Origin of the sequence: Brevibacillus sp. BC25 (assembly GCF_000282075.1) — a bacterium.
Lineage (GTDB): Bacteria > Bacillota > Bacilli > Brevibacillales > Brevibacillaceae > Brevibacillus.
Map to the genome: position 1 here is coordinate 128,140 of NZ_AKIX01000110.1, position 11,958 is coordinate 140,097.

Here is an 11,958-nt window from a genome sequence, read left to right on the forward strand (position 1 = left end):
GCCACACACGTGAATATCGCCCCTGCTACCGCAATCCGAATCCGACGGTTGCTCTTGTTGTTACCCGTCCTAGTCCTTGTTGCTCTTGTCGCTTCTTGGGTGTGGTTCGGGCCCAAAAACGCCCAGGCGAAATTACCTGATGTGACTCTGCAAACCATCGATGGACAATCCTATTCGCTAGCACCGCAAAAGAAAACGGTTCGCTTGGTAGAGCTGATTTATACCCGTTGCCCGGATATTTGTCCCACAACAACGGTAAAAATGGTTCAGTTGCAAAAGCGCTTGCTCGAAGCAAACTTGATGGGGCATGATGTTGAGTTTTTGACCATCACGATTGATCCACAAAACGACACCCCTGATGTCATGCGCTACTATGCCAAGCAGTTGGGGATTCAAGAACAAGGCTGGACCCTGCTTCGGGGTGATGAGGAAACGATCAAAACGGTGACAAATTCGCTTGGCTTTTTTGCCAATAAGATGGATGATGGATTTATCTCTCATACATCGAGTACGTATCTCGTGGATGATAACAATGCCGTCATTCAAAAATTCGGCATGGGTGACGATTTCGATCCCGAACAAATTTATCAGGAACTGTTGAAATTGAAGAAGGAAGGGTAATCCAACATGAAACGTACGATGATTCTGCTCTTATCCATGCTTATGCTCCTTTTAGCCGCTTGTGGAAAAGAGAACGAGCAACAAGCTTTTCAACCCGGAGCTCCCGTTGACGCTGCCTTTACATTGGAACCAAAGGAGCTTGTAGCGGGCGACACAGTTACCTTCTCCGTTAAAGTCACACAAGCTGGCCAACCCGTGGACGATGCCAAGGAAGTAAAGTTCGAATGGTGGAAAGATGGGCAAGAAAAGCATGAAACGATCCCGGCTTCACTGCAAGGAGACGGTGTCTACACGGCCCAACAAACCATTAGCGAGCCAGGTTCTTATTTTGTCTATTACCATGTAACGGCACGTGATTTCCACAATATGCAGAAGACCCCGTTTACCGTAAACAACAAGACTGGCGAGACGCCTGAGGCGACGCCATCCGCACCTCCAGCTGACGCAGGTCAGTCCCATGATCATGGGGCGGCAGGTCACGCGAATGGTGAAACAGTTGATTATCATTTCTCTCCAGCCGACAATATTCAAGTAGCAACGCCAGCTGCTCTCACCGTTCATCTGATGAAAGACAACAACGCGTTGGACAAAGCAACAGTCAAATTCGAGTTCTGGCGGGGAAATGACGAGAAGCACAGCTTCGTCGATGCAACGGAAACTGCGGCAGGCCAGTATGAAGGCAACGTACAGTTCCCTACTGCCGGGGATTATACAGTGAAGGTCCATGTGGAAAAAGGAGAGATTCATGATCACAAAGATTTCTCACTCTCCATAAAATAAGTCCTTCAAAATAAAAAGGCCATCCTCCCAGGGAATGGCCTTTTTGCTTGTGAATGAAGTTAGCATGTAAAATAGGCGATTCGATCCAAGTCTGTCCCGTAATACTCCCATCGATTCCCTCTCCAGCGATAACCGGTTACAGAGTTACGACTGACATAGACGGGGTAGAACCAGAAAGAGCGACCATTTCGCAGCCAAACGTACGTGTAACGATATAAACAGGGATAGAATCCGCCAGCATCGATCCGACGTGTTCCCCCATAGCCTCTTGCTCCCGGTGCACTTGGCGTCCTGCTCGGTGGAGGGCCTGGTGGCGGAGGGGGAAAACCTCTCGGTGAACCGGGGGAACCTGGGGAACCTTCTGGACCGCCAGGGGGAAATTGATATGACATGACGTGTCACCTCCTACTAGTCTCCCTATAGGAAATGCAGCAAACGCACAGATGGTATGTGCGTTTGCCCGCCGTCATTCACCTATTTTTTCCGCAATAGCCTGTATATAAAGTCCTTGTCCGTCACCCCGCAAGCGTCCCCACTCTTTCACCCTTTCGGAGTGTTTCGATTGGCTGTTACTCTGCACAAAAACTGTACAGTCTCTCCCATTTTCAACCGATTTGATCCTTTTACGAGGAAGGCTGTATTTGGCTTCAGCTGTTGTGCTAGACGACGATGCAAGCCTGCCTTGCTCAAGCAATGCCTGACCCGATTTGCCGGAAAACCGGAGAGAATCGCTGCTCTGGCAATATACCTAGCACTTCTTCCCAGCGTATATAAGTAGTCTACATTTTTTTGACTCAAATATTTCCCGACATCCTCATGACCTTTCACGTCGTATGTGCCCATTTCCAACATACTGGCGAGCACCGCGATCTTTGTGGAATGCCCTACCTGGCTTAACACATCAATCGCAGCCTTGGCCGCATCCGGATTCGAGCTGTAGGTATCATCCAGCACTTGAATGTTATTCGCGAGTCGATAGCTGGTTAGTCGTTTTCGCTGGCCGCGAAACTGGCTTAACCCACGCCGAATATCATCGACAGGAATCCCCATCGTATGTGCGACTGCGATAGCAGCCAGCGCGTTGTACAAATTATGCTCGCCGGGAATGGGGACAAAAAATGATTCCTTTTCTCCGCGCAAAGAACATTCGAATTGAAACCCATTGCCCTCTATTTTCGTTCTCCCCGCCTTATAGTCCGCCTCCTGCTCCTTGCCAAATGTTATGATTTTTCCCGTGAACGAACCCAGATAAGGCTGTTGAATAAACTGGCGAGAATAGGGACAATCCCAATTCAGAAAAATGGTTCCCGTGGATTTCATATGACGAATTAACTCCGTTTTTGCTAACGCTAGCTGCCTGGCATCACCACCAAAATTTCCGATATGAGCCGTGCCAATATTCGTAATGACTCCCATCGACGGCTGTATGATTTTGCAATGCTGTCGCAAATGACCACTTCGATAAATACCGTACTCAAGCACTGCGGCCTTGTGCTCGTCCCGAATTCTTTTGGTATGCGCTCTTGTATTTCCCAGGAAGTTCTTGTTGTACATCGATTTATATGTGGGCATACGTAGATTCAGGATGGAATAGATCATTTCTTTTGTTGTGGTCTTCCCTGCACTTCCCGTCACAGCGATAACCGGCTTGTCGAGAATCAGTGTCTTTACAGGTACAGCAACAGCTCTTCTCTTCTTTTTCACGGGTTTCACCCCTTTGCCTCGTTCTTCTCACGATCAGCTTTCCTATTGTATGAACGACATAGACAGCCTGTATAGACCATTATCTATGAAAACGTTCCGCTACAATCCAAATCAGACGGACGACTTCTGGAATAGAGTAGGAGGGGAGGTGAAGCGAATGAAAAAGAAGGCCACCATCGCCGCTGTAGGTGACATCCTGATGTGGAAAGAACAGGTGGCAACTGCCAGACTGCCAGGTACAGATCAATTCTCTTTTACGGATATGTTTCATCCCGTGGCACCGATTCTCTCAGCGGCAGATCTCACGATTGGCAATTTAGAAACCACCTTTTCCGGGAAAACACAGCCTTATCAAATCGGTTCGGCACGAACCGGTTACCCTCGGTTCAACTGTCCAGATGAATTGGCTCGGGACTTGAAAACTTCTGGATTTGACGTATTGACTACAGTGAATAACCACTGTCTGGATGGTGGAGTAACCGGACTTTGCAGAACTCTTGATGTTTTGGATCGATACAAGCTTGCTCATACCGGAACCTATCGAAGCCCCGAGGAGGCAAATAGCTACCTGATTAAGGATGTAAACGGCATTCGCATCGCCATGCTTGCATACACCTACGGGACAAACAAGCAGGTGATCCCCGCTCATACACCATGGATTGTCCGACTTCTTCATCTTGACACGATATTATCCGACCTGAGAAAAGTCCGTCCTCTCGTTGATGTTGTGATCATCTCCCTTCACTTTGGGATTGAATTCCGCTATACACCAACGACGCGCCAGCGACAGCTCGTACAAAGCCTGCTCGACAACGGTGCTGATGTCATCCTCGGAGCTCATCCACATGTTCTGCAACCTGTTGTCACCCCGAGTATCACGACTGCTCACGGAACAAAGAGACAAACACTAGTCGCGTATTCTTTGGGCAACTTCACATCAGAGAAAATGCTCTCGTTTGATCAATCTCAGTGCGGAGCAATCCTGCGATTTACTGTCGAAAAAGATGAGAGGAATCAGATTTCACTCGAGCAAATTTCCGTCATCCCGACGTTTTCGCAACGGTATGTAAGTCAGGGACGTATATGCTTTCGTGTCATCCCCATGCGTTCCTATTTGAAAAGCCCTGATCTGTATGTGCGACCCCTGCAGAGAAAAAAGCTCCAGTTGCTGTGGAATCGTGCCGTCCGCATCATAGGCAGGTCGCGTGGCGTATTGATTGAATAACACTGGAGCAAACGAGGGAGCAGGCAGTTTGCTCCCTACCCTTCCTCTTTTCCTACATTGATCACGATTGACGATTCACAGAACATTTTGGTAAAATCTCCTTGTAACCAATAAATCAACTTTAGATGGTTACAAAACAAAGGAGAGATGACCTGCATGATCACCGTTCGCCGTATCCACTCGGAGGATTTACCTGCATTTCTTGCCTTCCCGGACCATCTTGCGTCCGTTCGGGATGATATAGCTGCTTACCTTGACAAAATGTTCACACAAGGAGCCATGCGTCAGGACTGGTGCTTCGTTCTGGAGGTACAGGGTGAGATCGCTGGTCGTCTTGCCTTCTGGACATTGCCTGGCAGTAATCAAGCGACTGATTTGGTTTTGTGGGAGCTTCCATGGAAAAAGACAGAATGTCCTTCACTTGGAGCTCATTTCTTACGCGAAGTCTTTACACTCATGACAGGGAATCTTTCGGAGAAAATCGGCTATGTTCTGGATTCACCTTCCTCCTCTCCCCAATGGCAAACGGATCACCAAGAGCGAAGAAATGTTCTGGAAGCGCTCGGCTTTCGAATTATGCGGGAAACAAACCGCTTCGAATGGCATGCACCGATTGAGGCAACTGTTATACCGTCAAACGAAACCCATGATCCGATCGTGTACCGCAGTCTTCCTGAGGTTGGCGAGGTTGCATTTGTGGATGCCATCATGCGCGTCTCACAATTCACCCATGATCAACAAATTACAGAGGAGTGCTTGGAAAAAGGCCCTCTAACCCAAGCACAGGAAATGTTCAAAGATTTACAACAAATGAAGTACGAACCGGAATGGTGGCAGCTTGCCTATACAGCAAAAAATGAGCTTATTGGTTTTTTGATGCCTACGGTGAGCCCTACCTTTGCCACGATTGGATACATAGGTGTTCTCCCCGAGCAAAGAGGACACGGCTATATAGATCGATTGCTGAAGCAGGCCACAGACGTTCTTGTACAAGCAGGAGAAACATACATCCGCGCAGATACCGATGTAAAAAACACGCCAATGGCCAAAGCCTTTTTACGTGCTGGATACCACCAGTTTGCCAGTCGCCAAGAATTTTCCCTGGATTCTGGCTTGTTGCTGTAATTTGACATACAAAAAAGGGGGCGATTGTAGTAACAATCACTCCCCTTGCTTACCTCATATGGACAAAATTTATGGCACAATCTCAGACATTTCTTCTGGGCATACAGCTTGCTTTAGCATCACTGTTGCCTGACCCGTATCTACGTCTTTTACCAGTTCAATCTCACTAATGAGGAGCTGCTGCGCATTATCGAGCATCACTTTGTCACTCGTTCCCAATACCTTTTCTTTACTCATACCAACCAAATCGCGAATGACCTCAGATTGCTCGTAAATATCGCCACTCTTCATTTTTTCTGTATGAAGCTTGTAGCGCTGCGCTGCATTCAAGGTGGTGTCGCGTTGCCCCTCTCGCATGGCGGCCAAAACATTCTCCAGAATGTCGGCTTCGACCACCTTTCGAATACTAAGAGCGGACATCTTTTCAACCGGGACCATGATGTTTAACTCTTTCAGCAGCATGTTGAGCACATAATAGAGGTGTTTTTCACCGAGAAATTCTTTCTCCTCCATCGCGTCGATTACGCCTGCTCCGTGCATCGGATAAAAAACCTTGTCTCCAACTTGAAACATACGTCCACCTCCTTCAAAGCAATCTATATATATTATAGCACAAAAATTGAATTTAAAATTTTTTATTTTATCATGACGTTTAAAATTAAGTCAATAAAAATTTTACATCTTACTTATTGAGCGATTCTGTTGCCATTCGCCGCCTAGTTTAAATACGATCACACCCCCGACAATGACCAGAACCCCAAACAATTGCGTAAAAGTAATTGGCACTTGAACCAGCCCTAACCAGCCGATGGAATCCGACCATAAAGCAAAGCCAAGCTGGGCAGTGAGAACAATGGAGATGGCATACGTTGGGCCAAGCAGTCTCATCCCTTGCACCAGACAAAAGACCACCCCAACACCGATCATGCCACTGAACCAGTACCACGGTTGCATAACTGGAAGCGAAAACAACTGATTCCCTTCGAAAATGAGACCCATCGTTAAAGAAGACAGAAATCCCGTCCCAAGCACAAGTGTCGTGGTAGACCATGTTCCTGCCTGTTCACTTACTTTCTTGTTGAAAATATTTTGCAGGCTGACCAACAAGCCAGCCAGTAACGCGAAGAATAGCCCGACAACCATGATTTTGACACTCCTGTCTCATTATTCGTTCGGAGTCTCGCTCGCTATTTTAGCTAAACCTTCCCTATCCTTGATCAGAAGGAATCCATTGGCACGCTCAATCAGTCCCTCCTTGCAGAACTGCTGGATGACCCGATTCAAATGTCTGTAGCTCGTTCCAATCATATTCGCTGCATCCAAGAGATTGCTCGTACTGATCTGTTCTTTGTTGGCAGAATTCCACTCTTCTATCGAAACGGACAACAAATAACGAGCGAAACGTACTTCTACTGGGTACAGAAGGTTGATGCTTAATGAGTTGGACTTCACACAAAATTTATGCGTAATGATTTGCAGTAAAAATTGCAGGAGTGGAGCGTAGTCTGTACCGTATTTTTTCAACCAGCGATAATGAATCCCGATCATCAGAACAGACGAGGCCGCTTCCACCGAATTCAGATAAGAAATTCCCCTTACGTACTCAATATCTCCGATCACTTCAAGCGGCTTTTTAAAGGAAAGGATCAGGGTTTTTCCTTCGGGGGAAGTCGTAAAAATCTTTACTTTGCCTTTCACTAACACATACAGATGACAGGCCGTTTCGCCCTGAGCACAAATGAGCTCCCCTTGATCAAATTGGAACAAGGACAAATGCGGCAAAAAAGGCTCATGAAAAACAGACGCTAACTGATGGTCACGGAGATATTGTTGCAAATGCTCACGATTTTCGATTTCCTTCATTCCTCTGTTTCACCCTCTCGTCATCAGGCCCTCAGTATTAGTACCCCCAGAATCATCATTCCGATCCCAATAAAATGCGGCAGCCTCATCTTTTGTTTATCAACACCGAACCACCCATTACTGTCAATGAGAAACGTCAGGCTTAGCTGCGCAATCAAGAGAGCTGAAATCGTCATGGTTACCCCGATATGCTGGATGGCCGTAACATTGCTAAAAATGATAAACGCGGCGAATGCCCCACCTGTCAAATATAACGGTTTCACTCGCCTGTATGCCTGCCATTTTCCATCTCGAAAAAACAACAGGAGTAAAAAAGCCGTGAGGAAGCCTGTTAACTGCGTAAGTGTCGCGGTTTGCCAAGTACCAATATCCTGACTGATTCTTGAATTCGCTACACCTTGCAAGGTAATGAAAACGCCTCCCAAAATAGCAAAAATAATCCCTTTCATCCTCTCACCTCACACTGATCTGTTCCTAATTAAAAAGGATCGCAAGGTGGATAGGGAAGGACATATGTCCTCATGATTTTCGTTGCAAAAAACAAAGAAGAGGACCTTCCCTTTAGAAGGACCCCTCGCTCATTCTTCTTATTGAATCTTGCTTTGTTTCACGATTCCTATCACAAGGAGAACGATCACCCCAATGATGGTGATCGGCAGAAACCATTTCCCAAAGCCGCCTCCCCATCCTAGAGCAATGGAAACCGACTCCAACAAGATTACGGAAAAAATAATTAAGCAGCTATTTTTTATTTGGTTTACGATTTTTCGACTGTGCAAATAAAACTGCTCGGCATTCGATTCAGTGAAGCGTGCCGGATAGTTATGGAGCTCCGGATGTTTTTCGAGTACCTGCATGAGGAAAATAATAAAGACGCCAATCCCAGGTAAAAGAAGCAGTTCCCATTTTGAGCCCCAGCGATCTACTTCCCCCAAAGCATTGTAATGGGCAGGCACCTCGTCAGGAAGCTTATTCCATGCAAAGACTATAAAGAGTAGCGACCCCACGAAAAATAAACAACCAACTACATCCCATAACCATTCGCTGCCTGTCTTTGGTATTTCTATGATTGGTCTCTTCATATTCTCCCCCCCTTACTACTGCTCCTCCTACAAACATTTTACCATTTCTGTCCATTTGTGAGTCAATGTCAATCCGTCACACACTTCTGGGCGTTTTTACATATCTTGATGTGGAGTAAGGAGGGATCAACAGTGAACGACCAATTGCGAGAAAGTATGTTGTTTGAGCATCGTTTCTGGCTACAAATTCTGGGAGATCATGCCCGCTTTATTTTTCAATCACTCGCTCCGAATGAAGAGCGTGAGATTGAAAGAGCCGTATACTTTATCGTGTCATTCGATAGCTTACTGGATAACGCCAGACAAAGCCTCTCTTCCGATGAACTTCACACACTCAACCAGCAAGCAAGTGCACTCACCCAACAACTCCGTGATTTTAAACTCCATATTCTAGAAAGGCACCTCATCAGTAAAATATCCATCAGTCTTCCACCCACGTTTATGAACCACATGGTCAATGAACTAGAAGAATATGAACGAATCTTACATGCTTTCCTCTCCGGAAGCTTGCCACCTGCCAACCACCCGGTAGATCTCCACATCCTATGGCTTTCCGATGCGGTAGGGCATGCAGCCACCATCACTTCCCTTTTGGACATGGTGGAAAAAGACTATCAGCTCAAAAGTGAACAATTTACCAAAAAGTTCGAGCATTTTTACCTAAAAGCGGTGGAATTAGCCGGATATCTCCGAACAAACCTGAATAACTTCCCGGCACTACGCCGTTTTAACCATCAAGCAGAAATGGAAATGAAGCTTTTTCAGGTATTCTTGCATGAATTGGAAGAGCTGCGGATGCGCGATGAATTGCTAGGAGTCTTCTCCCCGCTCATGGCCGACCATATGTCTCGAGAAGAATGCTACTATTTGATGAAGCTATCTGAGGTTGCCGACGTGCAATCACCTGACTGTTTCCCGACCAGACCGCGAATTGAGTAAAAGATTCACCATGTTCAGAACGGGGCGAAAGCTAAGGGCTTTACGCCTCTTTTTCATTCTTTCTTTGCGATATCCACTCATGCATAAGCAAGCAGGGAGCTGTCCTCATATCCTATAAAGTACCAACGTTAAGGGGGAAGTGTCATGGATCCGATTGAGCATCATAGACAGCGAATGCATCACCACATGAGGCAAGCAGAACGTTTTCGCTCTTTAGCTTTTGAACATCGTCATGATCGCATGCGTCATCATACCTTTAGAGAAAGAGAACACTTCCATCGCATGCGGGCCCATCACCACAGAACGCAAATTCATTCCATGCGTCGTTTTTGACATGGAAAACTCCCGTTATTGGGAGTTTTTTTTATGGGACAAGCCAGAAAAAGCCCGAAACAATCGTATGGAGAAATGGGCATCATTCTTTTTTTGATTCTGTGCTCATGCCCATTCAAGAAACTGGGTAAACGCATAGACATACATCATGTGTGATCAAAAGTGGAAAATGGGCTATGATCCGCCCAAATCCTTATACGGAGGTACAAAATGACAGATGTTTTTGTTGATCGATCATTAGAGGAAATACGTTTTTGGTCTCGCATCATGAAAGAACATTCCCTGTTTCTCAAATTGGGCTTTAACTGCGAAGACACAAAATTAATTGAAGAAGCGAATCGCTTTTACAGCATTTTTGAAGAAATTGAAAACCAAGCACTTTCCTTTTCTTCTGACGTAGATCCTCAACGAATCTATGACTTTAATCAAATCGTTCACAATGCCGTTTCATATATTTGGGCTTTTAAACGCAAAGTACTCGGACTCATTATTCGTTGCAAAATCGGTGGTAACAACTTTCCGCTGTTGGTCGATCACGTGAGCAGGGAAGCCGCCTATTTTCGAAATCGATTAGAACAACTGAATACAGGAAACCTTGATCCCTTACCTGATGCGGTGATTAATGAGAATGTCTTCTTCCTACGAATCATGGCTGACCATGCGAAATTTATTAACCATTTGCTCGATCCTTCCGAAAGAAAGCTAGTGGATCAAGCTAGAGAGTTTAGTCATGATTTTGATCAATTATTGTTCCAAGCTCAGGATCTTGATTCCATGCGCCCCCAGTCTCAAACGCAACCGCTACTGAATCAATTTGTCGATCAAAATCGGGTATCCGTCCGTCAATTGCGTGACTTCAAAAAAACTGCTCGTGATCTGATTGAGGAATGCAAAATTAAGAGCATAATCCCCCCATTACTCGCTGACCATGTATTTAGAGAAGCCTCGCATTTTCTAGAGATTTTAGATGCCTTTGAGGTATCCCTTACACACGCCAAGTAGCGAAACAGGAGAATATCTTCTATTTAACAAAATTCACCCGTAAGCTTGTCACTTTATGCAAAGTGTATCTTACGGGTGATTGCTATTGGTCGTACCTGGGATCAACAGATTAGCCTAGACATAAAAACTAATTCAGCACCCTGCCGATGTGGATATTTATGTTCGACAATTGTGGATTGTATGGCCACTTCATTGTTCCACGGTTAGTTTCGAAACTTAGAGCCATATGTTTACCTCCGTATAAAAAGAGACGGGTCATTAATTCGACCCATCTTACATGCTTAGTTACTAGGCATTGTAATTGTAACACCGTGAGAATCAGCAAGATTTTTAACAGCAGCGTGATACTCTCGCATTAATTTTCTTCCTTCTGCAAGATTCTTATTAGCTTTAGCAATCTCAGTATAATCTTGCTTCTCTAGTGCTGATACGACCATGACAAACCCACTATGTTGAGAAGTAGCAGCTTCAATAAATTGTTCGTGAACTTCTTGTACTTCAGGAGTAGACGGCCTAATCTTTTCTAGTTCCCCTATAAACTGTGCATAAGTCGGTATAACTTTCTGGGTCAACGTTTCGTACATAACATCGTCATCTTGGAAGTTTGCCCCTGAAACTGCGGAATAATCAGCTATCGCTTTTTTCTCAAGTGACGCAATTTTAGGTACTTCGTTATTTATATAATTCAGCAAATCTTCCTGAACTGCATCTGTTCCACACCCTGGCAGTACCATTAATGAAAAAAGAAGTGTCAAAATAATAAGGATTTTTGAATTCAACATCGGAATCACCTTTCGACAAGACGAAATTATTATCATCAATTATCCCATCATACAAGGCATCTTTCATTCTATATATTCCGACAGAATTCGACTTTATTCTAATTGCCTCATTTTTACTGTTTGTTGTGGCGTTAAAGTTCGATCGTTATAAGTTCGTGAGGCGTAGTTTGAAATACCTTCCATTTGCACTTGAACCTCACGATTATCTTCAACAGTAACACGTAAATTATTGTAACAATCACATTTGCAAGCATCTAATCAATAGACGGTCGTGATTCTGTCGAAAACCTCCCAATAAAAAAGACCCGCCCAAAGACGGGTCAGAGTGTAGATAAAGTTCCTTACTGATTAAAAAGGGAGCTTTTAGGGATTCAAATATAGCTCCCTTTCTTTGAAATGTCATGATAAAACTCGAACGTTACCATTTTAGTGTAATATTATCGACAAAAGCTGAGTCAGATCCACTACTCCCACTACCATCTTTTACATACCTCAAAGTAAT

15 protein-coding genes are annotated in these 11,958 nt (G+C 45.0%); 6 read left to right on the forward strand and 9 right to left on the reverse strand.

Annotated elements, in window-relative coordinates; translation table 11 throughout:
* The first annotated feature begins 9 nt into the window (after positions 1-9).
* Positions 10-621 (forward strand): SCO family protein, encoded by a 612-nt coding sequence (locus tag PMI05_RS24785; protein WP_007727823.1) that lies wholly within the window; start codon positions 10-12, stop codon positions 619-621.
* Between the two features lie 6 nt (positions 622-627).
* Positions 628-1,401 carry a FixH family protein gene (locus tag PMI05_RS24790; protein ID WP_007727824.1) on the forward strand — a complete coding sequence of 258 codons (774 nt, stop codon included), beginning with the start codon at positions 628-630 and terminating at the stop codon, positions 1,399-1,401.
* 59 nt (positions 1,402-1,460) lie between these two features.
* Here PMI05_RS24790 and PMI05_RS30305 read toward each other — a convergent pair whose 3' ends face one another.
* Together PMI05_RS30305 and murF are read right to left on the reverse strand one after the other, a co-directional pair.
* Positions 1,461-1,793 carry a hypothetical protein gene (locus PMI05_RS30305; protein WP_007727826.1) on the reverse strand — a complete coding sequence of 111 codons (333 nt, stop codon included), beginning with the start codon at positions 1,791-1,793 and terminating at the stop codon, positions 1,461-1,463.
* Positions 1,794-1,941: 148 nt separating this feature from the next.
* Positions 1,942-3,000, reverse strand: a complete 1,059-nt coding sequence (gene murF / locus PMI05_RS24795) for a UDP-N-acetylmuramoyl-tripeptide--D-alanyl-D-alanine ligase (protein WP_238543355.1) — start codon at positions 2,998-3,000, stop codon at positions 1,942-1,944.
* A gap of 262 nt (positions 3,001-3,262) precedes the next feature.
* Between murF and PMI05_RS24800 the strand changes: the two genes are divergently transcribed.
* On the forward strand, positions 3,263-4,330 hold the full coding sequence (locus tag PMI05_RS24800; protein ID WP_007727834.1) for a CapA family protein: 1,068 nt from the start codon (positions 3,263-3,265) through the stop codon (positions 4,328-4,330).
* Between the two features lie 156 nt (positions 4,331-4,486).
* A complete protein-coding gene (locus tag PMI05_RS24805; RefSeq protein WP_007727836.1) occupies positions 4,487-5,455 on the forward strand; it encodes an N-acetyltransferase in 969 nt (322 codons plus the stop codon).
* 69 nt (positions 5,456-5,524) lie between these two features.
* Here the strand turns inward: PMI05_RS24805 and PMI05_RS24810 are convergent, their stop codons facing one another.
* The 5 genes from PMI05_RS24810 to PMI05_RS24830 all read right to left on the reverse strand — a co-directional run bounded on the left by PMI05_RS24810 (position 5,525) and on the right by PMI05_RS24830 (position 8,400).
* Complete coding sequence (locus tag PMI05_RS24810; RefSeq protein ID WP_007727839.1) at positions 5,525-6,028, reverse strand: CarD family transcriptional regulator; 504 nt, start codon at positions 6,026-6,028, stop codon at positions 5,525-5,527.
* A 102-nt stretch (positions 6,029-6,130) separates the two neighbouring features.
* Positions 6,131-6,598, reverse strand: coding sequence for a DMT family transporter (locus PMI05_RS24815; protein WP_007727841.1), 468 nt, complete (start codon positions 6,596-6,598; stop codon positions 6,131-6,133).
* A gap of 21 nt (positions 6,599-6,619) precedes the next feature.
* The gene (locus PMI05_RS24820) at positions 6,620-7,318 is read right to left on the reverse strand and encodes a Crp/Fnr family transcriptional regulator (RefSeq protein WP_007727842.1); all 699 of its coding nucleotides are present in this window, start codon (positions 7,316-7,318) and stop codon (positions 6,620-6,622) included.
* 23 nt (positions 7,319-7,341) lie between these two features.
* On the reverse strand, positions 7,342-7,767 hold the full coding sequence (locus PMI05_RS24825; protein ID WP_007727844.1) for a DMT family transporter: 426 nt from the start codon (positions 7,765-7,767) through the stop codon (positions 7,342-7,344).
* A gap of 138 nt (positions 7,768-7,905) precedes the next feature.
* Entirely contained in the window at positions 7,906-8,400 is a 495-nt protein-coding gene (locus PMI05_RS24830) for a DUF1648 domain-containing protein (RefSeq protein WP_007727846.1), read from the reverse strand.
* A 108-nt stretch (positions 8,401-8,508) separates the two neighbouring features.
* On the opposite strand from PMI05_RS24830, the gene PMI05_RS24835 reads away from it, so the two are divergent.
* Positions 8,509-9,339 (forward strand): DUF2935 domain-containing protein, encoded by an 831-nt coding sequence (locus tag PMI05_RS24835; protein ID WP_369751249.1) that lies wholly within the window; start codon positions 8,509-8,511, stop codon positions 9,337-9,339.
* Between the two features lie 213 nt (positions 9,340-9,552).
* Here the strand turns inward: PMI05_RS24835 and PMI05_RS31695 are convergent, their stop codons facing one another.
* A complete protein-coding gene (locus tag PMI05_RS31695; protein ID WP_007727855.1) occupies positions 9,553-9,675 on the reverse strand; it encodes a hypothetical protein in 123 nt (40 codons plus the stop codon).
* Between the two features lie 207 nt (positions 9,676-9,882).
* Here PMI05_RS31695 and PMI05_RS24845 point away from each other — a divergent pair, with 207 nt between their 5' ends.
* Positions 9,883-10,674, forward strand: a complete 792-nt coding sequence (locus PMI05_RS24845) for a DUF2935 domain-containing protein (protein WP_007727858.1) — start codon at positions 9,883-9,885, stop codon at positions 10,672-10,674.
* A 281-nt stretch (positions 10,675-10,955) separates the two neighbouring features.
* Here the strand turns inward: PMI05_RS24845 and PMI05_RS24850 are convergent, their stop codons facing one another.
* Complete coding sequence (locus PMI05_RS24850; protein ID WP_039961311.1) at positions 10,956-11,456, reverse strand: hypothetical protein; 501 nt, start codon at positions 11,454-11,456, stop codon at positions 10,956-10,958.
* Positions 11,457-11,958: the final 502 nt, after the last annotated feature.